General features: G+C 60.2%; 26 protein-coding genes, 2 tRNA genes and 1 pseudogene. 19 read left to right on the forward strand and 10 right to left on the reverse strand.

Annotation, left to right across the window (positions count from 1 at the left end):
- Positions 1-367: 367 nt before the first annotated feature.
- Both AC57B6_RS25185 and AC57B6_RS25190 read left to right on the forward strand, forming a co-directional pair.
- The gene (locus AC57B6_RS25185; protein WP_496422308.1) at positions 368-1,021 is read left to right on the forward strand and encodes a biliverdin-producing heme oxygenase; all 654 of its coding nucleotides are present in this window, start codon (positions 368-370) and stop codon (positions 1,019-1,021) included.
- A 20-nt stretch (positions 1,022-1,041) separates the two neighbouring features.
- The gene (locus AC57B6_RS25190; protein ID WP_028194132.1) at positions 1,042-2,712 is read left to right on the forward strand and encodes a PAS domain-containing sensor histidine kinase; all 1,671 of its coding nucleotides are present in this window, start codon (positions 1,042-1,044) and stop codon (positions 2,710-2,712) included.
- 96 nt (positions 2,713-2,808) lie between these two features.
- Here the strand turns inward: AC57B6_RS25190 and AC57B6_RS25195 are convergent, their stop codons facing one another.
- Positions 2,809-3,246 (reverse strand): response regulator, encoded by a 438-nt coding sequence (locus AC57B6_RS25195; RefSeq protein WP_028194131.1) that lies wholly within the window; start codon positions 3,244-3,246, stop codon positions 2,809-2,811.
- An 11-nt stretch (positions 3,247-3,257) separates the two neighbouring features.
- Entirely contained in the window at positions 3,258-5,663 is a 2,406-nt protein-coding gene (locus AC57B6_RS25200; protein WP_496422309.1) for an ATP-binding protein, read from the reverse strand.
- A gap of 217 nt (positions 5,664-5,880) precedes the next feature.
- On the opposite strand from AC57B6_RS25200, the gene AC57B6_RS25205 reads away from it, so the two are divergent.
- Entirely contained in the window at positions 5,881-6,399 is a 519-nt protein-coding gene (locus AC57B6_RS25205) for a DUF2878 domain-containing protein (protein ID WP_496422310.1), read from the forward strand.
- Positions 6,400-6,468: 69 nt separating this feature from the next.
- On the opposite strand, the gene AC57B6_RS25210 is transcribed toward AC57B6_RS25205, so the two are convergent.
- Both AC57B6_RS25210 and AC57B6_RS25215 read right to left on the reverse strand, forming a co-directional pair.
- Positions 6,469-6,873, reverse strand: a complete 405-nt coding sequence (locus AC57B6_RS25210) for an Hsp20/alpha crystallin family protein (protein ID WP_046571673.1) — start codon at positions 6,871-6,873, stop codon at positions 6,469-6,471.
- Between the two features lie 13 nt (positions 6,874-6,886).
- Positions 6,887-7,327 carry an Hsp20/alpha crystallin family protein gene (locus tag AC57B6_RS25215; protein ID WP_028194128.1) on the reverse strand — a complete coding sequence of 147 codons (441 nt, stop codon included), beginning with the start codon at positions 7,325-7,327 and terminating at the stop codon, positions 6,887-6,889.
- Positions 7,328-7,576: 249 nt separating this feature from the next.
- Here AC57B6_RS25215 and AC57B6_RS25220 point away from each other — a divergent pair, with 249 nt between their 5' ends.
- Positions 7,577-7,963, forward strand: coding sequence for a hypothetical protein (locus tag AC57B6_RS25220; protein ID WP_106352617.1), 387 nt, complete (start codon positions 7,577-7,579; stop codon positions 7,961-7,963).
- Between the two features lie 96 nt (positions 7,964-8,059).
- On the opposite strand, the gene AC57B6_RS25225 is transcribed toward AC57B6_RS25220, so the two are convergent.
- A complete protein-coding gene (locus AC57B6_RS25225) occupies positions 8,060-8,416 on the reverse strand; it encodes a response regulator (RefSeq protein WP_491563063.1) in 357 nt (118 codons plus the stop codon).
- 5 nt (positions 8,417-8,421) lie between these two features.
- Entirely contained in the window at positions 8,422-9,897 is a 1,476-nt protein-coding gene (locus tag AC57B6_RS25230) for an ATPase domain-containing protein (RefSeq protein WP_496422311.1), read from the reverse strand.
- A 365-nt stretch (positions 9,898-10,262) separates the two neighbouring features.
- On the opposite strand from AC57B6_RS25230, the gene AC57B6_RS25235 reads away from it, so the two are divergent.
- The 5 genes from AC57B6_RS25235 (at position 10,263) to AC57B6_RS25255 (ending at position 13,855) form a co-directional block, all read left to right on the forward strand.
- Positions 10,263-11,261 (forward strand): MerR family transcriptional regulator, encoded by a 999-nt coding sequence (locus AC57B6_RS25235; RefSeq protein WP_496422312.1) that lies wholly within the window; start codon positions 10,263-10,265, stop codon positions 11,259-11,261.
- A 125-nt stretch (positions 11,262-11,386) separates the two neighbouring features.
- Positions 11,387-11,986, forward strand: coding sequence for a lipocalin family protein (locus tag AC57B6_RS25240; protein WP_144192336.1), 600 nt, complete (start codon positions 11,387-11,389; stop codon positions 11,984-11,986).
- A 231-nt stretch (positions 11,987-12,217) separates the two neighbouring features.
- On the forward strand, positions 12,218-12,772 hold the full coding sequence (locus AC57B6_RS25245) for a fasciclin domain-containing protein (RefSeq protein WP_496422313.1): 555 nt from the start codon (positions 12,218-12,220) through the stop codon (positions 12,770-12,772).
- Between the two features lie 228 nt (positions 12,773-13,000).
- Entirely contained in the window at positions 13,001-13,285 is a 285-nt protein-coding gene (locus tag AC57B6_RS25250; protein ID WP_144192334.1) for a hypothetical protein, read from the forward strand.
- A gap of 231 nt (positions 13,286-13,516) precedes the next feature.
- Positions 13,517-13,855 (forward strand): hypothetical protein, encoded by a 339-nt coding sequence (locus AC57B6_RS25255; protein WP_028194120.1) that lies wholly within the window; start codon positions 13,517-13,519, stop codon positions 13,853-13,855.
- 301 nt (positions 13,856-14,156) lie between these two features.
- Here AC57B6_RS25255 and AC57B6_RS25260 read toward each other — a convergent pair.
- Positions 14,157-14,342, reverse strand: a pseudogene (locus AC57B6_RS25260) (hypothetical protein); the annotation flags it as partial.
- A gap of 470 nt (positions 14,343-14,812) precedes the next feature.
- Between AC57B6_RS25260 and AC57B6_RS25265 the strand changes: the two are divergent.
- The 4 genes from AC57B6_RS25265 (at position 14,813) to AC57B6_RS25280 (ending at position 16,084) form a co-directional block, all read left to right on the forward strand.
- Positions 14,813-15,265, forward strand: a complete 453-nt coding sequence (locus tag AC57B6_RS25265; RefSeq protein WP_496422314.1) for an Hsp20/alpha crystallin family protein — start codon at positions 14,813-14,815, stop codon at positions 15,263-15,265.
- A 24-nt stretch (positions 15,266-15,289) separates the two neighbouring features.
- Entirely contained in the window at positions 15,290-15,697 is a 408-nt protein-coding gene (locus AC57B6_RS25270; RefSeq protein WP_144192331.1) for an Hsp20/alpha crystallin family protein, read from the forward strand.
- A 120-nt stretch (positions 15,698-15,817) separates the two neighbouring features.
- Positions 15,818-15,893: transfer RNA gene (locus tag AC57B6_RS25275), tRNA-Lys, on the forward strand.
- Positions 15,894-16,008: 115 nt separating this feature from the next.
- A tRNA-Lys gene (locus tag AC57B6_RS25280) sits at positions 16,009-16,084 on the forward strand.
- A gap of 25 nt (positions 16,085-16,109) precedes the next feature.
- Here the strand turns inward: AC57B6_RS25280 and AC57B6_RS25285 are convergent.
- Complete coding sequence (locus tag AC57B6_RS25285) at positions 16,110-16,403, reverse strand: hypothetical protein (protein ID WP_144192330.1); 294 nt, start codon at positions 16,401-16,403, stop codon at positions 16,110-16,112.
- Between the two features lie 232 nt (positions 16,404-16,635).
- Between AC57B6_RS25285 and AC57B6_RS25290 the strand changes: the two genes are divergently transcribed.
- Positions 16,636-17,109, forward strand: coding sequence for a PRC-barrel domain-containing protein (locus AC57B6_RS25290; RefSeq protein ID WP_028194116.1), 474 nt, complete (start codon positions 16,636-16,638; stop codon positions 17,107-17,109).
- A gap of 112 nt (positions 17,110-17,221) precedes the next feature.
- Here the strand turns inward: AC57B6_RS25290 and AC57B6_RS25295 are convergent, their stop codons facing one another.
- The gene (locus AC57B6_RS25295) at positions 17,222-17,452 is read right to left on the reverse strand and encodes a hypothetical protein (protein ID WP_496422315.1); all 231 of its coding nucleotides are present in this window, start codon (positions 17,450-17,452) and stop codon (positions 17,222-17,224) included.
- 179 nt (positions 17,453-17,631) lie between these two features.
- On the opposite strand from AC57B6_RS25295, the gene AC57B6_RS25300 reads away from it, so the two are divergent.
- The 5 genes from AC57B6_RS25300 (at position 17,632) to AC57B6_RS25320 (ending at position 22,797) form a co-directional block, all read left to right on the forward strand.
- Positions 17,632-18,498, forward strand: a complete 867-nt coding sequence (locus AC57B6_RS25300; RefSeq protein ID WP_028194114.1) for a glucose 1-dehydrogenase — start codon at positions 17,632-17,634, stop codon at positions 18,496-18,498.
- Between the two features lie 81 nt (positions 18,499-18,579).
- Positions 18,580-18,879, forward strand: coding sequence for a hypothetical protein (locus AC57B6_RS25305; RefSeq protein WP_496422316.1), 300 nt, complete (start codon positions 18,580-18,582; stop codon positions 18,877-18,879).
- Between the two features lie 267 nt (positions 18,880-19,146).
- A complete protein-coding gene (locus AC57B6_RS25310) occupies positions 19,147-19,434 on the forward strand; it encodes a hypothetical protein (protein WP_028194113.1) in 288 nt (95 codons plus the stop codon).
- 387 nt (positions 19,435-19,821) lie between these two features.
- Positions 19,822-22,113 carry an FdhF/YdeP family oxidoreductase gene (locus tag AC57B6_RS25315; RefSeq protein ID WP_496422317.1) on the forward strand — a complete coding sequence of 764 codons (2,292 nt, stop codon included), beginning with the start codon at positions 19,822-19,824 and terminating at the stop codon, positions 22,111-22,113.
- 147 nt (positions 22,114-22,260) lie between these two features.
- Positions 22,261-22,797, forward strand: a complete 537-nt coding sequence (locus AC57B6_RS25320) for a hemerythrin domain-containing protein (protein WP_496422318.1) — start codon at positions 22,261-22,263, stop codon at positions 22,795-22,797.
- Positions 22,798-22,803: 6 nt separating this feature from the next.
- Here the strand turns inward: AC57B6_RS25320 and AC57B6_RS25325 are convergent, their stop codons facing one another.
- Positions 22,804-23,799, reverse strand: coding sequence for a UDP-glucuronic acid decarboxylase family protein (locus AC57B6_RS25325; RefSeq protein ID WP_028194110.1), 996 nt, complete (start codon positions 23,797-23,799; stop codon positions 22,804-22,806).
- Positions 23,800-23,812 lie beyond the last annotated feature (13 nt).

The following is a 23,812-nucleotide window of genomic DNA, read 5'->3' on the forward strand; positions in this document are numbered from 1 at the left end:
TGACAGCCATAGGGCGTTCGCACGTCATGCGTCGAGGTGTCGTACGCAAAAGACAAGTACGCGATATATCGCCGAATACCGACCTCACATTTCGTGAAGCAACCGAAGCGTTAATCGCGCTCACGAATCCCGACGTCGAAATCACAAGCATGTTCAGCAATTGGGCAGCACGCTCAAGACGTACGCGTATCCGCTGACGGGCAACCATCCTCGTTCATTCTGCGAGTCACATGGAGTTACGAAAGCTTTCCTTAATAAGCGCATCAGAAGAATGAAGGCCTATATAATCCGTTGGGTTTACTCAATATCGCCTCTGACGCTTGTGACAGTCACTTCTCTATATCAAACGGCGGGCACCGGGTCTGGAATGAATAATGCGGAGGCGTCCGTCTCCGACAGGCCGATCGGCTCCGTACCCGATGCGATCGAAACACTGCGTTCCGCGACCAGACATCGGCATGAATTGCTTCATTGCATCATGCCGCTTTCGGTAGAAAGTGCGGACGTGGGTGACTATCTCTTGCACCTCTCGATGCTGCGCGAGTGGCTTACGCCCATCGATGTGTGGTTGCGCGCGTTTGCGGATGGTCCACGGGAAAATATCTTGCGATCGATTTCGGAGCGCATCGCATTGATCGACGCAGATCTCGCTTTTGCATCGTTGCACGCCAAGGATCACATCGACCAGTCGATCTTGCAGGCCCGCGTGTCAGACTACATGGAGACGGCAAGTCCGGCTTATCGATGGGGTGTTTGCTATGTTGTAGAAGGATCGCAACTGGGCGGAGCCGTGCTCTACAAGCACCTGAAAGAGCGGCTTGCCCCGCATCCGCTCCGTTTTCTGCAACCGTGTTCCGAGTCATCCGGGGCGCACTGGAAAGCGTTCGTCAGCCTCATGACGAATGAGCTGTGCACGCCCGAGGCGATACAGGAAGCATGTAACGGCGCGGTCGATGCTTTTGACCGCCTCATTGATATCGCGCTGCGTCCGAGCCAGGACGTCTGTTCCGGCGCCGGTTAACGAGGAGCCGGGAAACCTCAATGGATCTCCGCCGTAACAATCTTTCCGCCGTCAACGATTCGTTTGATGCCGCCTGGGCGTTCGAGGCTTTGCCCCACGCCTATATGATCCTGAATCAGCGCTATGAGGTTGTGCTTGCCAACGCAAGCTATCTCGCCTTGACTGGGCAGTCGCTGAGCGACCTGCAAGGCAAGTCGATTTATGAAATCAACCAGTTCGGCGCGCCCGAGCAGCGTGAAGCGCGCCGCGTCTGGCTCGACTCCGTACTGAAAGCCGGGTCGGCCGGGGCGTCGCAGTGGTCTCCGTTGTTCCGCTACGAAATGCCGGAACGTCGGCGTGACGAAAACGGCGACCTGTCCGTCACGGACGGGACCGTCATCCGTTACTGGAAAATCAAGGCAGATCGGCTGCCGGCCCGGCATGGCGACGGCGGCAAGATCGCCTTATGCGTTGTCGAAGTGACGGACAGCGTCTCCGAGGACGAGCGCAACCAGCGTGAACGCGCGAAGCTGCGATCACAGGCGCAGTTACGGCAGGTCATCGCCGACGAAGCGATGGCCAAATTGCGTGACAACCAGGAGCGCTTTCAGTTCGCGCTGGCGTTTTCGCAACTCGGCGCGTGGGAGATCGATCCTGCCACCGGCACGATGGAGTGCACCGAACAATGCAGCGTCAATCTCGGCATCCCGGCCAACGCCGCGCTGACCGAGAGTCGACTTATCGACGAGGTGGTCCATCCTGACGATCGAACGCGCTTTCGCGAAGCGATGACGGCAGCGCTCGCCAGTCACGAGCCTTTCGAGGTGGATTTTCGCGTCGGTTGGGCGGACGAGCGGGTCCGCTGGATTCTTGTGCGCGGCGTAGGGCGTTATCTGCAGGATGGCTCGCTTACAAGGGTGCTGGGATTCACGCTCGATATCACGGCCCGCAAGGAGTCCGAACTCGAGCAGCGCGAGATTGCCGAATCGGAGAAGCGCGCACGTGAGGAAAGCGACCGGCTCGCCGTCGCAATGGATCATTTCGTCACGACAGTGAGTCACGAATTGCGCTCGCCATTGAGCGCGATTCTGGCGTGGTCCAATCTGCTCGAGCGAGCTGCCGACCCGGCGCATGTGACGCGCGCCGTCAGCGTGATCAGCCGCAACGTCCGTCAGCTTGCCCACATGGTCGACGATCTGCTCGATAGCGGGGCGATCGTCTCCGGCAAGCTCTCCGTGCATCCGCGCCCGGTCGATCTCGGCGCGCTCGCCGGCATCGTTGCCGAAGATATGCGCGTGCATGCGGAGGCAAAGAACCTGCAGCTGATCGCTGACGATCTATCTTCAGTAACGGTGCTGGCGGACGAGAACCGGATGAAACAGGTCGTCTGGAATCTGGTGTCGAACGCCGTGAAGTTTACCGAGCAGGGAACGATCGAGTTGTCCGTGGTTGCCGACGGTGATCAGGTGGAACTGGCGGTGCGCGATACCGGTGTCGGCCTGGATGCTGCATCGATCGAGCGCATCTTCGAGCGCTTCGAGCAGCTTGGCACGAGCGGCTCCGGGCGCGTGGCAGGGCTGGGGCTTGGCTTATGGCTGGTGAAGAATCTCGTGGACCTGCACGGCGGCACCATCACGGCGGAAAGCGAAGGGCCAGGGCGCGGCGCGACTTTCCGTGTGCGGCTGGCGGCGTCCCGCCAGGTCGCTCCTTAGTCCGGCGTGACGTGTTAAAGCGGGCTTCGCTGTCGTCGCGCGTGCGAAATTGAGTGCTGACGGTGATGCTGGCTGGGGCACATACCCGGCGGGCGCTCAACGTGGGTAGGGCGGCGGTTCGTTCAGCACACCCCAGAACATGCCCAGATCGTTGATAGCAGCCATGAAGTCGTCGAAAGCGACGGGCTTCACGACGTAGGCGTTCACGCCCAGGTCGTAGCTGCGCAGCAGATCTGTTTCCTCCCGCGACGACGTCAACATGACGACCGGAATCCGCTTGAGCTTGTCGTCCGATCGTACGATCTTCAGCAATTCGTGACCGTCGATTTTAGGCAGTTTCTTATCGAGCAGGATCACGGCCGGGTTCTCTTCCGCACGGCTCGCCCATGGTCCCTCGCGACGCAGGTACAGCAGCGCTTCCTCGCCGTCGCGCAATGACACGACCGGGTTCGCGAGACGCGTTTTTTCCAGCGCGATCAGCGTCAACTCGACGTCGTTCGGATTATCTTCAACCAGCAGGATGGGGCGTAGCACGTTGGGGTCCTTTACTTCGGTTCATCAGATGGTGCTTCATGTTCAGCGCCGCCGCGCGCTCCCCGGATATCCTTGGGCACAGGCCGGAAGCGCTTGCCGGGCGACAGCGCCGTGAGCCGGGCAACCGCGGCGCTAGCGGATTCTTCGCCCTCGCTCGCTTCAGCGACAAATTCATGCGGCAATGAAAAGTAGACCGTGGCACCGCGCTCCGGTTCGCCGATTGCCCAGGTTTTACCGCCATGCCGCTCAACGATGCGTTTGACGCCCGCCAGCCCGATTCCGGTGCCGTGGAAATCCTCCACGCGATGAAGACGCTGGAACACGCCGAACAGTTTGTCGACATAGCGCATGTCGAAGCCGACGCCGTTGTCCTTGACGAAGAACACGTGCTGGTCGGCCAGATCACCTTCGCCGCTATAACGGCCTACTTCGATGACCGTTTCGGCGCGGGTTTGCGTGAATTTTACCGCGTTCTCCAGAAGGTTTCGCAGTACAACGTGCAGGAGTACCGCGTCTGCGGTTACGTGGCCGAGTTCGCCAACCCGCCACACGATGGTGCGCGACCCTGCTTCTTTGGTTTCGTCGGCGATGAGTGCGTCCACCATGGCGCCTACGTCCACTCGCTGCGGATGCAACGCGGACCGGCCCATTTGCGAGAACGCCAGCAGATCGTCGACCAGTTTCCCGCCGAAGCGCGCCGAAGCGACAATCCGTTCGACGAAGTGCTTGCCGCGCTCGGAGAGCCGTTCGGCTTCCGTTTCGCGCAGCAGCTCGCCGAAGCCGACGATATGCCGCAACGGGGCGCGCAAATCGTGCGAAACCGTGTACGAAAATCCTTCAAGCTCCTTGTTCGCCCGACCCAGTTCGAGCGCCAGTTGCGCGAGCTCTTCCGCGCGACGCAGCACGATGCCGAGCAGCGCAGCCCGAAAGTCCAGGGCGATTTCCAGTTCCGCGGCGCGCCAGGGCAGCGAGCGTCCGCGCACGGTTTCCGTCCACGCATCGAAGCTCTTGCGCGGCGACAGCGTGCCGGACTGCGACTGCAGCTTCGCGCGTGGATCGCCGGCCCATTTGATCGTCTGTACGACCTCCGGGCGAAACCAGAGCACGTAATTGCGAAACAGCTTCGAGATCGATACCGCCAGCATCCCGGCGTAGTTCGGATGAGGATCCAGGATGGGACAGGTGGTGGCAAGACAATCGGTGTGAAAGGTGTCCTCGACCCGCGCATCGAGCCACTCGACGAGCCGGGCCACCTCCGCTTGGTCCGGCGTCGTGCCGACGAGAACAATACGGCCGTCGAAGACGATTGCAGCGCCGTCGGACGCCGTCAGATCCAGCAGGTCCCGCGGGTCCTCGGCGAGCGCGTCCACGAAGCTCTCGGTGTTGGCCATTGCCGCGAGCAGGCGTGTGTGGGTATGGCGCAGGCGCAACCGGTAGGCAGCTTGCGCATGTTCTTCCTTGGCCTCGATCTGCAGCGACAGCACCTCGGCAATGTGCTCGCATGCGGCGCGCACTTCGAACGATGGGATGCGCGCCGTGTCGTGATGGCATGAAATCAGGCCCCACAGTTGACCCCGGACCACGATCGACATGGACATTGACGATAGCGTGCCCATGTTCTTCATGTACTGGACATGGACCGGCGACACGCTGCGCAACGACGAGTAGGTGAGATCGGTAGGGTTTCCAGTCAGTGGATGCAGCGGCGGCACCAATGGCACGGGCGTGTAACCAGCGTCGGCAATCAGCCTGATGCGGTTGCGTATGTAGAGCGCACGGGCTTGCGCGGGAATATCCGAGGCGGGGAAGCGTTGGCCTTCGTACGACGCGTAGCCGGGTTCGATGTGCTCGGCGATCACGCATCCGCTACCGTCCGCGTCGAAGTTGTACACAATTGTGCGGCCGAAGCCGGTAATGCGCTGCACCTCTTCGGCGGCAAGCTGCGCCAGTCCGTGGACGTCCTGAACGCCATGCAGCCGGTTAATGAAGGTGCGCACCAGGGGGTACATCGACGAGAAGACGTCAATCGTGCCTTGAGCAGGTTCCAGCTCGACTATCGCGACGCCCTGGTTGCGATGCACGATCACCGCGAATGGCGACGCCTGTGTACCGTTTCCCGCGGGTGAAATCGCAATCGAGCCGAGGTAAAGGGGGATGCCTTCGAGATCTTCGGTGTCGAGTGCGGTGACGATTCTCGTAGCCCATTCGGCCCCGAGAAATTGCGCAAGCGGCTGCCCCAGCGCATTTTGGGCCGGCTCGCCGTTCAATTGGGTGGCATTGCTGCTTGCCTGCAGCACGGTGCCGTCCGCAGCGATGCTGAACAGAAAGCCGTGTGGCTGAATGCCGCCGGGAATGTGAATAGGCTCGTTGGCGCAGTTCTCGACTGCAGCGGATGTGGAATGTGAAAGGTCAGCCATGCTCGCTCCTCGATCTGACCGGGATTTTCGCATAGAGATGCGGGGAGTATGCTCGCAGGGGACAGCGAGGATGTTGCGGCTCGTGAGGCTTTCTGCATCCAGGCGCGACTTCGATGCGTAAACACAGAATTAAGGAATCCACGAACCTCAACGCATGTCGTCCTCAGCTCCTCCGGGCCCGTCTTCCTCAAATACCCCGCGCCCCATAGCGCCCAGGGTGTGGCTCTACTTCGTTGTCGGTCAGACGGGCTGGTTTGTCTGCGTGTTGAGTGCCGCAAGGGGCGTAGCGTGGATCGGCGGCGCGTTCGTGCTGGCTACGGTAGTTTGGCACGCCACGCGTGTCGCCGCGCCAGTGCCCGAACTGAAGCTGGTAGCCACGGCTGTGCTGATCGGTGCGCTCTGGGAAAGTCTGCTGGTCGCGTGTGGCCTGCTCGTCTATCCGGGCGGCGCGCTGATTAGCGGCACGGCCCCGTGGTGGCTGCTCGCCTTGTGGGCTCTGTTCGCAGTCCAATTCAATGTGCTGTTCGGCTGGCTTAAGAAGCGGTTGTTTCTGGCAGGTGTGGTCGGCGCGCTCGCCGGCCCGCTGTCGTTTCGCGCGGGTGCGGCGCTTGGCGCGGTTCGCTTTGGCGATCCCGTGCTGTCATTGGTCGCCCTGTGCGTGGGGTGGGCCGTACTGATGCCGCTGATGCTGGCGTTGGCACGGCGCTGGGACGGGGTTCATGTCCCTACGGACTAGCCGGACGGCGCGCGCACGGGTTAGGAGCTTAGCTCGCCTCGTCACGGGCCGCCGGCGTTCAGATCGGCATCAATCCACCCGCACTTCGATGCGGCGCGGACGTGCCTCTTCACGACGCGGGATGCTGAGTTTCAGCACGCCGTCATGCAGATTTGCGTCCACCTGCGACGTATCGAAGTCGTCGCTCAACGTGAAGACTCGCGCGAAATGCGGTGCGCGAATCTCTGAATGATGAAGCCGCAGGTCGCTGGGGGTGGGCACCACCGCCTCTGCCTCGATATAAAGTCTTCCGTCGTGCACCTTCACGTCGAGCCGCTCGCGCGGCACGCCCGGCAGGTCGGCCCACAGGGTGATGCCGTGACTGTCCTCGATGATGTCCACAGCCGGCGCGAGCGAGAGTCGGCGGGCGTTGCTTTCGTTGCGGCGAGCGACCTCGCCGGTGTCGCGTTGGGCGATTTGGGTCGTTTCGTTCATGAGTTCCTCCGCTTTACTGAATGGTGATGGAGCGCGGCTTCGAGGCCTCGCGCTTGCCGATCTGAATGGTCAGGCAACCGTTCGAATAGCCGGCCACGACCTTGTCCGGATCGGCGTTCTGCGGCAGTTCGACGACGCGGCGGAACTTGCCGAAAAAGCGCTCCTTCGCGTAAGAGCGGGTTTCGCTCGCCGCGGACAGTTCAGGCGCCTTGCGCTCACCCGCAATGGTCAGCGTGCCTTTGTCGACGGTCACGTCGAGCGCGGCCGGGTCAATGCCGGGTGCGAACGCGACGATGTTGATCGAGTCGTCGGTGCTGCCTATATTCAGAGGAGGAAATGCGTCCGTGCGGCTCGAGCGGATGCTCGATGGAAGGTTGCCGAACAGCGCCGACATCTGCCGTTGCAGACGATCGAGTTCCCCGAACAGGTCGTTGCCAAAGTAGAAGTCACTCATAATTAATCTCCTGTCGTGCGAGCTCATCAAAGTTGTCTTCCCACTGCGGCGGTTGGACAAACCTCCTTCCCCAATGACTTCCTGGGAGCATCGCGCAGTGGGTTTTGCGAGCCAAAAATAGGCGCTTGATGAAGACTTTCAACTTCAGCATTTCCAATATTGATTGAGTCTGAATATATGGATTCGAATATATTGAAACGCCCGGCGGCCGCCCCTATTTGAGCGCCGCAGATTCTTCTGGGAGGCAACATGGAATTCGACACAGACTGGATAACGCTTGGCAAACACCGTGTCCGACTGCATGCGACTCGTGGCTTTCCGACCGAGCGGCTGCGCGTTGTGGCCGAGGTCGCGCGGTTAGCCATCGAAAGCAACATGAGCGCGCGGGCGCGCCTTATCGAAGTCGTGTTGCGCGATCAGGACGGCGCGTATGACATTGCTGTGGGCACGACCATCGCGGAAGACCGCGCGTGTGCCGCGCCGATCGAGGTCGCACTCGCCACGGTCCTCGGTCTCACCGCCGAACAGGTAGCGTTGACGGTCAACTTTGTTTCTCAGGACGAGGTGGACTTGAGTTTTGGCACTTACGAGCGATTGCTGGCGCAGAAGATTGGCGCGGCCACCCCAATCCAGTGATTCGACCGATGCGTCGAAGCGTGTCAATGCGCGTTCACACCGGGCCGCTCGTCTCTGTCGCGGCGCTGGAGGCCGGCCCGTTCCCTTGCTGCCCGCTTAGGCCTCAGGCAGCATCCTCTGAATGATCGGCAGTAGTGTGTCGATCGATAGAGGTTTGCGGCAATATTCAATGACCGGATTGGGTTGCACCGGTATATCGGCGGCTGCGCTGCACAGGATGACAGGAATTGACCGCAACTCCGGGTCCTCGAAAAGCGCCGCGCACAACTGCGGACCTGACATGACCGGCATCATGCAGTCGCTGAGGATGAGGTCCGGCTTGCTCTTCCTCGCCAGTTCAAGCGCGGCCGCTCCATTTGGCGCGGTCACGACGGTGTAGCCGACCTGTTCGAGCAGGAGGCTCCAGACAGTCAGGAGATCGAACTCGTCGTCCACTACCATGATTGTTTTCATGGGCGTCAGCTGTGGAACCGGCCAAGTGTTCCCGAGGCACGCCCGCGACCGGCGAGCACATCTGCCGCGCCCGGAAAGGCGTCGATGATATCGAGGCCTTTCTCGGACACGACGAGCTCCCGAAGCGAAGAGTCGTGCATGCTTTCCCGTTGCTTGACCACGGAAATCATTCGATGCAGCCCGGTGTCCGTTTCGGCATAGCGCAACAGAATGAGATTCTCGGTCATGGCTGACAGGCGTATCCCGCGAGTCGCGGCAGGATCGGAGTAAAACGGTACTTCCTCCGTAAGAAGAGTAGTGACTCCCGCTTCGCGCAACTGATGCGTCAGTGCGTTCAGAAACAGACCGAACCGGCCTGTGCGCATGGCGGAATCACGGAACCCTTCTATGCCGTCGAGCACCAGCCTCGTAGCGCCGGTTCGCTTCACCGTCGCGAGAGCAACGGCTGCGAGTTCGTCTATCGCCAGTTCAATGGCAGGTTGCCACTGGATGGTCAGAAGCCCACTGTCGCAGGCTTGCTGAAGCGGAATTGAAACGGACTCGGCCTTGCCGATCAATCGTTGTGGCGACTCATAAAAGCCGAGGTAGACGGACTTTTCGCCGCGTTTGGCGCCGGCCGCCAGGAACTGAAGCCCAAGGAGTGTCTTACCGATTCCGGTTGCACCCATCAGCGTAGTCGTGGAGCCCTTGATAAACCCTCCGCCAAGCAACTCGTCAAGGCGTGGGATACCCGATCCGAGGCGCGCCTTGAGGTCCGCCGGCCCCGGTTGCGTTGCGCATCGTGCTTCCAGCCTCGGAAACATGACGTGCCCGCCGTCTGTGATCCGGAAGAAATGCTTGCCCAATAAATGATCGCGGGCGCGCATCTTGTGGACTTCGATTTCGCGGGTCCGGCGCATACCGTCGCTGTAGCGGTTGAGTTCGATCAGGCCGTCCACAAGCGTGTGCTCGGGATGCGGTTCGTTGCCTGACAGAGGCGCCAGCAGCAATGTCGTGCAGTTCATCGCGGCAACCAGCGCGTTCAACTCATGGATGAATTTGGACAGTGAGAGATCCGTCTCGCTAAACTCCCGCGCGCTGCGGAACCCGTCAATGATCAGAAGACTCGGACGATACTGGTGAAGGCTCGAGGCCACCTGCTTCAGGAAGCCATCCAGCCCGCCCTGCATGAGCGCGTGATAGCCCGAGACGAAGAACATCTTCTCCGCGACTACCTGTGCGTCAAAAAAATTCAGACCGCTCAGGTGTGCAAGAAGCTTGTCGTGCGATTCAGCGATCAGGGTCATATACAGCACCTTTTCGCCCTGCAGCACGCGATGGAAACCGATCTGGCTAGACAGGATCGTTTTGCCCGCGCCCGCCATGCCTTCAATCAGATACAGCGCTCCGCGGTTCAGACCTCCACCCAGGATAACGTCGAGACCAGGGACGCCCGTTTCGACGTTCGACTGGTCCGATGTCATAGATGTTTGATGTGTCATTTTCAATCGTGCTCGAAGGTTCAAACTGGGGCCGGTGAGTCGATGCGAGCGCAGGCCAACTGACAAGGGTGAGCAATCCGTGTGCCTGAAGGATCGCACCGGTGCAAAAACGCGCGCGTCTGCTAAGACGCGGGATTTTACCTCGTCACTGTGGCGAGTAACGTGCGGACCCCATTTCAGCGAATTCATGGTGCTTCAGGTCTGGTTCCGAGTGTTCCGAGCGTTCCGAGTCAAGGCTGACCCGTACATATCGTATAACACAGAATGAATAGCGTCAGTGACTCGGTGTGCTGCTCTTTGTCGACTCACTATGTCTCATATGTCGTCTATCATTCCGATACGGACGGTAGGAGAAAGGAGCTGCAGTGGCTTTTGCGACAGATGACAAGACCCAGAAGCGTTACCGCAGCGGAGACGCGGCGCGGCTGGCAAAGATGCCCGTCACCACGCTGCGTATCTGGGAGCGCCGTTATGGTGTCGTGGCGCCGCCCAGGAGCGAATCGGGGCAGCGCCTGTACTCGGAAGACGACGTGCGCAGGCTGTTGCTGATCAAGAGCCTCGTTGAGCGCGGCCATGCAATCGGCGCTATCGCGAAGCTTGATCGGATACAGCTAGAACAGCTCGCGCTCGGCCGCTCCGGCAGGGAGTTCGCCGAGGTGGCGCCGGGCACAACGCCGCCTCGCCTGGGCATTACGCTCGCGGTCATCGGCGACGCCTATTTGCGGCGCATCGAGTCGGACGATGTCGATCTTTCAGAAGCAGGCGTAGTCAGTTTCGAGCGCTTTGCGAGCCTGGACGAGGCGAGTTCGAAGCTGGCCAATAAGGCCTCCGACATCCTCCTGGTGTCGGTTGCCTCGCTGCACGAAGATGTGGCATCGCAAGTCCTGAGTCTGGGCGAAACGTGTCAGGCGAGGGCAATCGCAGTAGCTTATGGGTTCGGTACGGGGCGGGCCATCCAGATGTTGCGGTTATCCGGTGTGCGTCTTTACCGCGAACCCGACAGCCGTATCGAGTGGCGGCAAGTGCTCGAAGAGCTGGTCCGCGCCGCACGAGGCTGGGGCGCGGCATCGCCCGACAGTCTCTGGCTGCGTGCAGCACGCCGCTTCGACGATCAGACGCTGACCCGGATGGCCACCCGCTCGTCAACGATTGCGTGCGAATGTCCACGGCACCTTGTCGAACTCATCATGAAACTCTCGGCCTTCGAAAAATACAGCGACGAGTGCGAATCGCGCTCTGCCGAGGACGCATTGCTACACCGGAATCTTGGCGACGTGGCCAACCGCGCCCTCGCGATGTTCGAGTCCGCGCTCGCGCACATCGCGCACGAGGAACGTCTCATGCAGCAGCGGCACGATGACTGACCCGATCGCTCACCGCCTTAGCTGCGTCTGTTCGCATCAAGGAATGGTGATGCGGTCCACTGCATGGCTGGCCTGATCAAACCAGGGGTGTTTGACTTATGAAAACCGGATCGAAGGCTATTTCGATGCATCAATCAGAAACGCAAACTCCGTCGCCACTGCCGAAGCAGCGGCGCCCGATAGGTATCGCCGCAACGATCCTCGCTGTCTCCGCGCTTGGGCTATTGGCAGCTTGCGCATCGCTGACAGGCGGCAAGAGTGGCAATGCGCAGGTTCCTGAGCCCGCGAGGCCGGTGGATCTGGATCGCTACACCGGCCGGTGGTATGAGTTTGCGCGCTATGAAAACCGGTTCGAGAAGGGTTGCGAAAGCGTGAGCGCCGAGTACGCGAAACGCAACGATGGCCTGATTGCCGTAACGAATAGCTGTCGCGATGGAGGTACAGGCGGACCGCTACGCGTGTCGGAGGGGCGTGCGAAGATCGTGCCGGATTCGGCAAACGCCAAACTCAGAGTGTCGTTCTTCGGACCTCTTTATCTGGGGAATTACTGGGTGCTGGACCATGCGGACGACTATAGCTGGTCGATTGTCGGCGAGCCCAGTGGCCGCTACTTGTGGATTCTCACGCGTGCCGCGCAGCCCGACCCGACGCTGGGCGCCGAACTGGTAAGCCGGGTTGCGGCGCTCGGCTACGATACTTCGATGCTACGGAAAACGCAGCACTAGCTCGTCCGTCCGAGGATATCTTTTTGCCCGAAGGGCTGAGAGGATGAGATTGCTGTTCATACATCCTCCTAATCAAATGAGTCGATAGCGACGTGCCAGAGGCACTGCAGCCGGCTGCCCGTGAAAGCGGTATCGCTCGATGCAGGCCGTTTTTGAATCCAGGCGCGCGTATTCCCCGTATATGCGGTCAGAGCCACGCAATTACGCCTGGCGACTCAGGGGAAGTCCATCATGAAGTGCAAACCTATACTCGTCGTTGTCGCCTTGTCGGTAGTCGTCTCTAGCGCCTATGCGGCCAGCGACACGGTCATGGTCGGTGGCCAGGCCATGTTTCCAAACAAGGACATCGTGGACAATGCAGTCAACTCGGCCGACCACACCACGCTCGTCGCCGCGGTCAAAGCGGCAGGCCTCGTCGACACTTTAAAGAGCCCCGGACCGTTTACGGTGTTCGCACCCACTAACGAAGCGTTTGCTGCGTTACCCGCTGGCACGGTCGATACGCTCGTCAAACCTGAAAACAAGGGGATGCTGACCAGCATCCTGACGTATCACGTCATTCCTGGTCGCTACGACTTCCGCAAGCTCGACCAGGCTATCAAGGCCGGCGGCGGCAAGGCCGAACTGAAAACGGTCAATGGTGAGCCGCTGATATTCACAGAGAACGGTCCGCACAATATCGTAGTGACGGACGCAGGTGGCCACACTGCTGACATTTCAACCTACGACGTTACCCAGAGCAACGGCGTCATCATGGTCGTCGACAAGGTTCTGATGCCGAAGTAGCGCAGACAGTACGCAGAGTCTGAGGCTCAAAAATCGGCACATCGCAGTCATTTTTGCTGTCCAGCCTCGACTCATACGCATGCATCGCTCCTGGACGCGGTCCATCTCTGCTCCGTCCCTGAGCGGGCACCTGCTTGCGCGTTGCCGCGGCGCAGCCGGGCAGACCTTTCGCGGTATATGAGACTTCGGCACGGCTAACGGACGAGCCGGGATCACAGGAGAAACACCATGGATAAGTTGACGATGAAAGCTCGGCTCGCACGTGTCGCTATCGCATCGCTATGTGTGTGTGCCGCGACGCTTGCGCAAGCTGGAGGGAACGGCAACGGCGGCAATGGCAGCGGCGGCGCCCACGGTGCCGCAACCGCAGGCATGACGTACCACAGCGAGCCCGTATCGAGCCCGTGGAACCGGGTTCCTGGCGACATGAGCAAGACGGGGGATAGTGGCGGTATGAACATGCCGACCATGCGCCCCGAAGACAACAGCATGCCGGCACGGACTGTTCAGTAGGACTTTACGACGCGCGATGGAATCCCTCGAGCACATCCAGGATCTCATGCCGCCGTGGCGGGCTATTTTTTAAGTAACGCACGTGACGTCGTCGGGGCAGATGCCTTTACGTTGGTGGTGCTCGACCGTGGCAGTCAAGCTGGTTCTTACGGAGGTCGGTACCGATGCCACAGCGGAACAGTCCTTGCTCACACTCTCACTGCCGTTTCCGGATAAACCAAGGAGAGCGCCATGAGCAGCACGCTGAACCCCGACGAAGAGCCGCAGCACACAGTCAAGCAAACTTCAGGAACGACGGGCACACTCGGCCCGAGCGATTCATCCGATAGCGGCAGCGATGTCGCCGGTGCGAAGCGTCATGAGTTCGATGTCGATTCCGAGTTAGACAATCACGCGCTCGAAACTGGTGACGCCGAACTCGGTGGTGACACCGACCGGACGGGTACCGGCGAACGCCGCGCCGCCGACGGCGACTCGACGCTAGTGGATAGCGGCGATATCGAACCCGATCGCATCATCGATCCGGCAGAGGGAGATCTTGAAGGCCGCGAGGACGATCCACCGGCGTAGGCTCTTTATTTGCCAAGGTTGTTCATCAGATCGTCAGGCCGCACACTGGCCGCGCAGGTACTGAAGGGAGAGCGGGGCGTCGCTCTCCGATTGAAAAAATACATGAGCGACGCGCTTTCGCCTTCGTGACCCGACGCGCGGCAATTTATTTTCGCACCGAATCCTGAGGAATTGGATTCTTATCCTGCGACGATTCGAGCGCGTTCTCCGACGGAGGATGGTGGCGTTTTTCCCGTGTGTCCTGCGCGTTTTGCGTTGTGTCCGTGGGTGAACTCGCGCCCGGATCTGTTTCGCGGGAGACAGGTTGCGCGGGATCTATTCGGGTCGAGCCACCCATCGACGGCGGATCGCTAGCGGGAAAGGTATTCTCGACGGCCTCGTCGATTTTCTCTTCGGTTTTATTTACGCCCGGACGATGTTCCTTCAAGGGTTGATTTTTACCGGCGGTTTGCCGGGTATCGTGCGGCTCGTTTCTACTGGTCGACATGATGAACTCCTGTTGCGTGGAATTCTCGTAAGGCGAGCAAACGGCGTTCCGCCCGGGGGCGTCTTCTGCGGCGCTGACGCGCAAGCGTTCGTTGGACGTGGCTGCGAAGCTCCCGAAGCAAGGTGATATGCGACGAGCAGCTTGTGCGGTGCAGCAGGTGAACGACCGCATCAGCGGAGATTGCAACGCGCGCCGGCAGGGGCCATGAGCAGGGAACCGGCGGGCCTGAGCAGACCGACGATCCGCTCTCGCTGCAGTGGGCCGGCGCATGCGTCGCGGCTAACTCATTCCACGCTGCAATTTCGGCACCACCTCTTGAAATTTTCACCGCAAGTTATATCTTTGATTTCGCTCAGGCAGATGCGTCGGTTACAGCCGGCGCGCTGCGTTTCGATTTGTTTGTCAGCAAGCTGGCAGGCGAACTGGAGCGTAGGCCCGTTCGCCTCCTCGCTGAATCGAAGGAGGATACGATGAGTGATCTCTTTTCCGGCGCCGACCTGTTCAGTGAGTTTGACCGTCTGCAGCGGCAGATGGACAGCCTGTTCGGCGGCTTCCCGTCCAGCATCCGCTCTGGCCGTTTCGGGGCCTTTCCGCAAGTGAACATCGGTGCGACCGACGACGCGATCGAAATCGTCGCGTTCGCGCCCGGACTCAAGGCGGCCGACATCGACGTTTCGATCGACAAGGGTCTGCTGATCATCAGCGGTGAGCGCAAGCCTGCCCGCGTGGTGGCCGACGACGACACGCGCGACGATACCCGCACCTATGCACAGGAGCGCTTTACCGGCAGTTTCCGGCGCGTGATCGAGCTTCCGCAGAATGCCGATCCCGAGCGGGTGCAGGCGCGCTATACCAACGGCTGTCTGTCGGTTACCGTCGGCAAGCGCGAAGCGTCGAGGCCACGTGGCATTACCGTCCAGTAACGCCTGTGATTTGAGGAGCAAACCATGAATGACAGAACTCAGGTTGCTGAGCGCGACCAGAATGCCGTGACACGACGCGAGGGTGACCGGCCGGCACGCCGGATAACGCTCACGCCGGCCGTCGACATATTCGAGGACAGCCAGGGCGTCACGCTGTGGGCCGATCTGCCGGGCGTCACCAAGGACAAACTCGACGTGAAGGTGCACGACGGTAATCTGTACATCGAGGCCGAAGCGGTCGTGCCGACGCCCGCCGGTCTACGGCTGCAGCACGCCGAAATCCGTGAGCCGCATTTCGCGCGGTCTTTCTCGCTGAGTCCGGACTTCGATACATCGAAGATCGACGCGAACCTGCAGGATGGGGTGCTGAAGCTGACCATTCCGCGTCGCGACGAAGCCCGGCCGCGACGGATCGAGGTGCAGACGAGCTGACGCATGAAGACCGGCGGCGGTTTCATGGCCGCCGCCGGTTTGTGGAAGGCGCGAGACTGCGACGGCCAGGGTACGGCAACGACGCGCCGTTCGCGGTACAAATGAAACAAGAAGCAGCAGGGGTCGTTAGCTCAGTTGGTAGAGCAGCGGACTTTTAATCCGTTGGTCACTGGTTCGAATCCAGTACGGCCTACCAGAGCGCCCGNGGCGGTTTCATGGCCGCCGCCGGTTTGTGGAAGGCGCGAGACTGCGACGGCCAGGGTACGGCAACGACGCGCCGTTCGCGGTACAAATGAAACAAGAAGCAGCAGGGGTCGTTAGCTCAGTTGGTAGAGCAGCGGACTTTTAATCCGTTGGTCACTGGTTCGAATCCAGTACGGCCTACCAGAGCGCCCGAAAAGCGGGCCCATTTTCACGCGCTAATACAGCCGGCGCTGTCTTCCTTTGGCCGCAGCACTGCGCCGGAGCCCTCCAGTTCGCTGCGTCCAACTATGTTTTCCGGACCGAGACTTCGACCGCACGCCGGGCAGCCGGGCTTCGCCCTTGCGAACAACCGGTCTACGCCTTCGTAGGTGCCGGCATGGTTCAGGTCGCGCAGCCACGTCCGATACTGCGGGCCTTGAAAATCGCCAATATCCAGACTTTCGATGACGGCGCCGCGATGTCCGCATGGGCATTCGACGTAAGTAAAAATGCGTGTTTTCATGATGGCCTCCTGCCGGGTCGCACAGAATGCAGCACGAATCAGGCCACGAAGCGGTGCCGTCTGTATGAGCCGCGGCGAGGCGGCGCCAGCCTGATTCGCCCCATGACGGAGGGGAAGAATTACGATTTGTACACGTGCCAAGCCAGCCGCATTTCCACTGCGTGGACATCGGCCAACGACTCGGGAACACCGCTTGCGCGCCCCTTCGGTACTTTTCTTGAGGAGGTGGACCATGAACCCTATCAACCCGCAAGGCGTTAGCCAGTCCGGCGCTGACATTGTCGGCAGTGGCGTAGGCGAGGGACCGGGACCGGAAATTATGGCGGCAGCAACGCTCGATGGAAACAAGGTTATGTCCTCCGACGGCGAACACGTCGGGAAAATTTCGGACATCATGCTTGACGTCAGAAACGGACGCATCGCTTACGCGGTGCTGTCCGAGGGCGGTTTCCTCGGAATGGGCGCCAACTTGCACGCCATTCCGTGGAGCGCGCTGACGCTCGATACCGACGAGAAGTGCTTCGTCGTCGATATTCCCGCACAGCGGCTGAAGGACGATCCCGGCTTCGACAAGGATCACTGGCCGACAATGGCGGACGCCAGATGGGGAGAATCGACGTATAGCTACTACAACCGGCGGCCGTATTGGTTGGAGAGCCGTGGAGCGCTGGAAAACGACCCAACCCTTGGTGCTGACGAGCTCTAAAGCGCTGCCGCCTCGCGTGTCTGACCAGTCCGTCATTGACCGCTTACGCCGTGCCGGGTTTATCCCGGCGGCGTGAGCGGATTACCTGAACCGGATCGCTCGAACCACGCTTTCATTGCGCCGCCGACGCCGACGCCCCGCTGGACGTGGCGGCATCACTGGCTCGCTTTGCGGCGTCACTGCTGCCGGGCGTGCCGCTCAACCCCGCCGAATTGCTCATCACACCGCTGCTGCCGGAACTCAGGGTGTTCCGGCTCGTGTCATCCGCTTTCTTGCATCCAGCGAGTGCGGTGGCTGCCAGAATAATCAGGATAACCAAAGTCCTATTGCGCTTTACCTTCACGATCGGTCTCCATCAAACGCGCTTGCGATGCCTTGGCGGACGGTTCAGCGCACTACTGGACAATGCAGCAAGAAACATGTCCGCCGCAGGTCGCCCCAGGTCTACCGTTTGCTGCCTATGTGTCATGTGCCGCCGGTTTTCGTCCCAAGGCGGCGCATGTAACCGCATTGAGGAGAGTCATGAGCGATCTATCACGTTCCGCACCACCGTTCCCGAGACAGCAGCAGGACCGGACTCCCGGGCACACGAGTCCGATGACGCCAAAGCCCGACCACGGTGAGCATTCGTACAAGGGCACAGGGCGCCTCGCAGGCAAAGCAGCGATTGTGACGGGCGGGGACAGCGGCATCGGCCGTGCTGTGGCGATTGCGTTCGCGCGCGAAGGCGCCGACGTCCTGATTTCGTATCTCGACGAAGACGAGGATGCCCGTGAAACCGCACACTGGGTAGAAGCGGCTGGCCGTAAAGCGGTCCTGCTGCGTGGCGATATTACGAACCGGGATCACTGTAACGAGATCGTCGCCCGCGCGATCGCCGCATTCGGCCGACTCGACGTACTGGTCAACAACGCCGCTTATCAGATGAGCTACCCGTCGCTCGATGCAATCAGCGACGAAGAATGGGATAAGACCTTCGATACCAATATCGGCGCGATGTTCAGGATTACACGGGCCGCGGTAAGACATATGAAGCCTGGCGCTTCGATCGTGAACACCTCGTCGATCAACGCCGACCATCCCAATCCCGGTCTCATTGCGTACGCCACCACCAAGGGCGCGATCCAAAACTTCACTGGAGGACTCGCGCAATTGCTCGCGGAGAAAGGAATTCGCGCGAATTGCGTGGCGCCCGGACCGATCTGGACACCGCTGATACCGTCGACCATGCCCCCCGAGAAGGTCGAGAAATTCGGCGAGCAGGTTCCGATGAAGCGGCCGGGACAACCTGCGGAACTCGCTGCGGCTTATGTGATGCTGGCATCCGATGAAGCCAGCTACATATCGGGCGCGACGATCGCGGTCACCGGCGGTGCGCCGATTATTTAGTAGCGGTGCCGGTGTGTATTTTTATCGTGCATTCGGGCGGCGTGAGTATTCGCAGACGCGATCTGGTTGAAGGAGAGTGTTTTGAATTCCTCATATCGACGCTGCATGGCGAACATGCTGGCGCTAGTGATTGCGACTGGATGCCTTGTCGAGGCGAGCCACGCACAGACCGGTTCGAGCACCTATAACCAGAAAGATAAACCGCTTGCTCAGCCCGGCGCGAACTCGACCGAGGCGCATTCGGCCAAGCCATCGAATGCGCAGGGTAATGGCCAGACAGGGAGCAAGATGACGCGCGATAAAGAATCCCGGGCGTCGGCTGCGGGTACGCACACAGCGCCGGAAACTGGCGCCGCCAGCGACACGACGACGAATCACTGATTTGCCTGACGAGACATAACGTGCCTGATTTGCAGCGCTTTTGTAGTGCTTACATCTCGATGGCCCGGCTGAATTCCCACGGGCATTTGTGCGGAAGAGTTTCGATTACGCGCGGCATAGCCCTTGCTGCAACCGAAGCTGTGGAGCAATCGTGGCCACTTCGTTCAGCAATAGCAGGCACGCTGTCCGGCAAAGGTAGCGCACGTGCAGTAGCGTCACTTTGAGCGCGGCATGTGCCGTCCGTTTCATTCAAATAGGGTGGCTTAAATGAAATACTCGAAGGCATTTTTAGCAGCAGCAATTTTGACCATGTCAGGCGCAGCGTTCGCGCAGACGGGTGGAGGCAATGGCAACGGAGGCGGTCCGGCAGGTGGCTCGGGAAATGCGCACGGTGCCGCGACTGCGGGGCCGACGGTCGACGGCAGTCCGGCGTCAGGCGCGATGAGTAGCGGCGGGACCAAAATGCATCACATGTCAAAGTCGAAGAAGAAGCCGATGAACGACACGACTAACACCCCGGGTGCGGATGCGAGCAGTGATACGAAGGGGAAGTGAGATCAGCGAGGCATCGATGCGGCCGGCGGGTGGCACCCCGACTTCTGGTGTGCCATCGGCCGGCCCGGCGTGCAGTTGTAAGCGTTAAGTTATCCAACTAATGATGAGCGTCATGCTTGCTGATCGTCTTCACCAGTTCGGCGCCCCGAGGTTCTCAGGCCAGATACCGTGATGGGGCAGCGAATGGAGGCGCGGCGACGAAGTGTATAGCTCCGCCGGACAGAGACAGCGATCCCGCACATGCCGCCCGGTCCGGCGATCATCCATATCACGTTCGACCCCGGCAGCGGCGTCGTTTCTGGTTATTCGAATCCCCCGACATGTACCGCTTGACTTTGGAATGCCACTTGCTGGTATCCGGGATGTCACCGTCGCGAGGAGCGTTCCATGGACAAGGAAAAATTAAACGAAGCGTATCCGCACCCGTCGGGCGGTTGGGGGTCGTTAAAGGCAGTCGCAAAAATTCTCAGCCAGGAGAAAGTAGCGCTGAAAGACAGCGCGATTCTGCTGCGTCAGAACAAACCGGATGGTTTCATGTGTGTCAGTTGCTCATGGGCGAAACCGGCTGATCCGCACACGTTCGAATTTTGCGAGAGCGGCGCAAAAGCGACTGCATGGGATACCACGACTAAACGGGTCGATGCCGATTTTTTCCAGACCCATTCGGTGAGCGAGCTTCTGACGTGGCACGACCACGATCTGGAGGAAGCGGGGCGCCTGAGCGGACCACTACGCTATGACCCCGCGTCAGATCATTACGTGCCCGTGGCCTGGCAGGATGCGTTCGACGAGATCGGGCGGGAACTGAACACGATGGACCCGGAGCAGGTGGTGTTCTATACGTCGGGGCGGGCATCGCTTGAAACGTCGTATATGTTGCAACTCTTTGCGCGGATGTATGGTACGAACAATCTGCCAGACAGTTCGAACATGTGTCATGAAAGCAGCAGCGTAGGCCTGAAAGAGGCGATCGGCGTCGGGGTCGGAACCATCACGCTGGATGACTTCGAAAAGACGGACCTCATGTTTTTCTTCGGGCAGAACGTCGGCACGAACAGTCCGCGAATGCTTCACCCGCTGCAGGACGCCCGCAAGCGTGGCGTGCCGATCATCACCTTCAATCCGTTGCGCGAGCCGGGCCTGGTCAGCTTCGCGAATCCACAATCGCCTGTGCAGATGCTCTCGCCTGACCATACGCAGATCAGCACCCAGTATCACCAGGTGCGCACAGGCGGCGACACCGCCGCGATTCTCGGCCTTTGCAAGGCCGTCATCTGCGCGGACGACGCGGCGGTAGAAAGCGGACGTCCGCGTGTGCTGGACGTTGCTTTTATTCGCGAACACACGCATGGCTTTGAAGACTTCTCTCGCTATGTCCGGCAGGCTCAGTGGGCCGACATTGAGCGGGCCAGCGGACTGATGCGCGCCGACATCGAGCGCGCGGCCGACGAATATATGAAGGCGAATGCCGTGATTGTCCATTACGGCATGGGACTGACGCAGCATCGGCTCGGTGTGCAGAACGTGCGCATGCTGTGCAATTTCCTGCTGCTTCGGGGCAATATTGGCAAGCCCGGTGCAGGGCCTTCTCCGATACGCGGGCATTCGAACGTGCAAGGGCAACGCACGGTCGGCATTACGGAGAAGCCTGAGCTCGCGCCGCTCGACAAGCTGGCCCAGCAGTTCTCTTTCGAACCGCCGCGCACAAAAGGGATGAACACTGTCGAGGCGTTCGAGGCGATGATAAAGGGAGAAGTCACTGCGGTTTTCAACCTCGGCGGCAACCTCGTGCGTTCGGTACCAGACCGGTCACGGACCGAGCCGGCGTGGGCGCGTCTGCGCCTCACTGTCAATGTCGCCACCAAGCTCAACCGGAGCCACCTCGTCCATGGCGCGGTGTCCTATATTCTGCCGTGCCTGAGTCGCATTGAGATCGATCGGCAGGCGAATGGCGAGCAGGCCGTCTCAATGGAAGACAGCACCGGTTGCATGCACGGCTCGCACGGAGTGACGGAGCCGGTAAGTCCGGACATCCGCTCCGAGCCATTTATTGTTGCGGGCATAGCCAGCGCAACACTGCAGGGCAAATCGACAGTGGACTGGAATGCGTGGCGCGACGATTACAGTCGTGTGCGTGCGGCGATCGCCGAAACTTATCCGGCAATTTTTCACGATTTCGAAGCGCGTATGTGGACCCCTGGCGGTTTTCCGAGACCCCTGCCGGCGCGCGAAAGAAAATGGCAAACCAAAAGCGGTAAGGCGGAATTCATGGTGCCGGAGTCGCTGGATGAAGACCCGGATATGACGGTGCGTGAGCCGGAAGCATTGCGCCTGATGACCCTGCGCTCCGACAGCCAGTTCAATACGACCATCTATAACCTTGATGACCGGTTTCGCGGCATCAAGGGTACACGCATGGTGATCCTGATGAATCGCGCGGACATGACGTCGCGCTCGCTCGAGGAAGGCGAACAGGTCACCCTGCAGACTATTGCCGACGACGGCGTTGACCGCCGCGTCGAAGGACTTCGGATCGTCCCCTATGACATCCCGCTGGGCTGCGTTGCTGGTTATTTCCCGGAGTGCAATCCGCTGTTGCCGCTCTGGCACCACGCGAAGGAAAGCAAGGTGCCAGGTGCAAAGTCGATACCGGTTCGCATTGCCGCACATTACCGCTAGCGCATTCGCGGATGAACAACTGCACGGGGAAACAGTCGCCAGTCTTATGTTGGCGAACAAGCCTGCCATGGGCATATCGCTTGCTCGCCATAGCGGTCAACCGCGGCGCGTTAGCCGCGGCGCAACCGCATGATAGAGGAGATCAACATGCAAGCGACGAAACCGGAAGAGACAAAGACCCAGCCAGGCTCGCAAGACGCGCTCGCGGTGCTGGAGGCCGATCATCGTGCAGTCGAAAAGTTATTCACGGCTTTCAGGAAAGCCGCCGACCACGATCTCGAAGCGAAGGCGACGCTGGCGCAGCGCGCCTGCGAAGAGCTTTCCATTCATACGATGCTCGAAGAAGAGCTTCTGTACCCGGCGGCTCAGCAGGCTTTACCCGACAGCGACAAGATCGACGTGGAGGAAGCCTATGTCGAGCATTTCCTTGTTAAGACGCTGATCTCCAAGTTTGAGACCTTGAAGGCCGGCGACAAGGGTTTCGACGCGACGTTCAAGGTGATGAGCGAGATGGTGGAGCATCACGTCGAAGAAGAAGAGCAGTCGCTCTTCCCCGAACTGCGCAAATCGTCATGCGACCTGCGCACCCTCGGCGACAAGATTGCGAAACGCAAGGCTGAATTGCAAAGCAAGCTTGATGCGGTGGGCAGCCGGTCGGTGGGCGACAAGACCGCGACGCTCTAGGCCGAATCATGCTTTGGCGTGAGCATCCGTCGCACTACCCCTTGCGCTACCCGCTTCGATCCGCGCGCGGAAATAACGCGCGGTGGCAGCGAGGCCCTCGTCGAGCGATGTCTGCGGCTGCCAGCCGAGCATTTCGCGCGCACGCGTGATATCCGGCTGCCGATGCCACGGATCGTCGATCGGCAGCGGACACAATTCCAGAGGCGAGCTTGAACCGGTGATCTTTACAATACGCTGTGCAATCTCGCGCATGCTCACTTCATGCGGATTCCCGAGGTTGACCGGTCCCTCTGGATCGCCCTCCGTGTTCATCAAACGGATGAATGCGTCGATCATGTCGTCCACATAACAGAATGAGCGGGTCTGCGAGCCGTCGCCGTAAAGCGTGATCGGCTTGCCTTGCAGCGCCTGCATCATGAAGTTCGACACGACGCGGCCATCGGCGGGATGCATGCGCGGCCCGTAAGTATTGAAGATGCGCGCAATGCGGATCGAGAGCCCGTGTTGACGCCGGTAATCCATGAACAGCGTCTCGGCGCAACGCTTGCCTTCGTCGTAGCAGGAACGCGGGCCGATTGGATTGACGTGTCCCCAGTAATCTTCGGCTTGCGGATGCATGCGCGCGTCGCCATAGACTTCGCTGGTCGATGCCTGAAAGATTTTCGCCTTCACCCGTTTGGCGAGCCCCAGCATGTTGATCGCGCCGTGCACACTGGTCTTGGTGGTTTGCACCGGATCGTGCTGGTAATGGATCGGTGAGGCGGGGCAGGCCAGGTTATAGATTTCATCCACTTCCACGTACAGTGGAAACGTCACGTCATGACGCATCAGTTCGAAATTCGCGCAGTCGAGCAGATGCGCGATATTGTCCTTCGTGCCGGTATAGAAGTTGTCCACGCACAGCACGTCGTGCCCTTGCGTCACGAGCCGTTCGCATAGATGCGAGCCGAGAAATCCTGCGCCGCCGGTAACCAGAATCCGCTTGCGGGTAAGTTCTTTCATGTTGCGTTGTCCT

This window comes from Paraburkholderia sp. BGA-UO-ETr-F12 (genome assembly GCF_059567945.1).

Bases quoted from the DNA above. Each gene is read 5' to 3' on its own strand.
- AC57B6_RS25185 (WP_496422308.1), top strand. From the start codon at position 368: ATGAATAATGCGGAGGCGTCCGTCTCCGACAGGCCGATCGGCTCCGTA.
- AC57B6_RS25190 (WP_028194132.1), top strand. From the start codon at position 1,042: ATGGATCTCCGCCGTAACAATCTTTCCGCCGTCAACGATTCGTTTGAT.
- AC57B6_RS25200 (WP_496422309.1), bottom strand. From the start codon at position 5,663: ATGGCTGACCTTTCACATTCCACATCCGCTGCAGTCGAGAACTGCGCC.
- AC57B6_RS25210 (WP_046571673.1), bottom strand. From the start codon at position 6,873: ATGAACGAAACGACCCAAATCGCCCAACGCGACACCGGCGAGGTCGCT.
- AC57B6_RS25215 (WP_028194128.1), bottom strand. From the start codon at position 7,327: ATGAGTGACTTCTACTTTGGCAACGACCTGTTCGGGGAACTCGATCGT.
- AC57B6_RS25220 (WP_106352617.1), top strand. From the start codon at position 7,577: ATGGAATTCGACACAGACTGGATAACGCTTGGCAAACACCGTGTCCGA.
- AC57B6_RS25225 (WP_491563063.1), bottom strand. From the start codon at position 8,416: ATGAAAACAATCATGGTAGTGGACGACGAGTTCGATCTCCTGACTGTC.
- AC57B6_RS25230 (WP_496422311.1), bottom strand. From the start codon at position 9,897: ATGACACATCAAACATCTATGACATCGGACCAGTCGAACGTCGAAACG.
- AC57B6_RS25240 (WP_144192336.1), top strand. From the start codon at position 11,387: ATGCATCAATCAGAAACGCAAACTCCGTCGCCACTGCCGAAGCAGCGG.
- AC57B6_RS25245 (WP_496422313.1), top strand. From the start codon at position 12,218: ATGAAGTGCAAACCTATACTCGTCGTTGTCGCCTTGTCGGTAGTCGTC.
- AC57B6_RS25250 (WP_144192334.1), top strand. From the start codon at position 13,001: ATGGATAAGTTGACGATGAAAGCTCGGCTCGCACGTGTCGCTATCGCA.
- AC57B6_RS25255 (WP_028194120.1), top strand. From the start codon at position 13,517: ATGAGCAGCACGCTGAACCCCGACGAAGAGCCGCAGCACACAGTCAAG.
- AC57B6_RS25265 (WP_496422314.1), top strand. From the start codon at position 14,813: ATGAGTGATCTCTTTTCCGGCGCCGACCTGTTCAGTGAGTTTGACCGT.
- AC57B6_RS25270 (WP_144192331.1), top strand. From the start codon at position 15,290: ATGAATGACAGAACTCAGGTTGCTGAGCGCGACCAGAATGCCGTGACA.
- AC57B6_RS25285 (WP_144192330.1), bottom strand. From the start codon at position 16,403: ATGAAAACACGCATTTTTACTTACGTCGAATGCCCATGCGGACATCGC.
- AC57B6_RS25290 (WP_028194116.1), top strand. From the start codon at position 16,636: ATGAACCCTATCAACCCGCAAGGCGTTAGCCAGTCCGGCGCTGACATT.
- AC57B6_RS25300 (WP_028194114.1), top strand. From the start codon at position 17,632: ATGAGCGATCTATCACGTTCCGCACCACCGTTCCCGAGACAGCAGCAG.
- AC57B6_RS25310 (WP_028194113.1), top strand. From the start codon at position 19,147: ATGAAATACTCGAAGGCATTTTTAGCAGCAGCAATTTTGACCATGTCA.
- AC57B6_RS25315 (WP_496422317.1), top strand. From the start codon at position 19,822: ATGGACAAGGAAAAATTAAACGAAGCGTATCCGCACCCGTCGGGCGGT.
- AC57B6_RS25320 (WP_496422318.1), top strand. From the start codon at position 22,261: ATGCAAGCGACGAAACCGGAAGAGACAAAGACCCAGCCAGGCTCGCAA.
- AC57B6_RS25325 (WP_028194110.1), bottom strand. From the start codon at position 23,799: ATGAAAGAACTTACCCGCAAGCGGATTCTGGTTACCGGCGGCGCAGGA.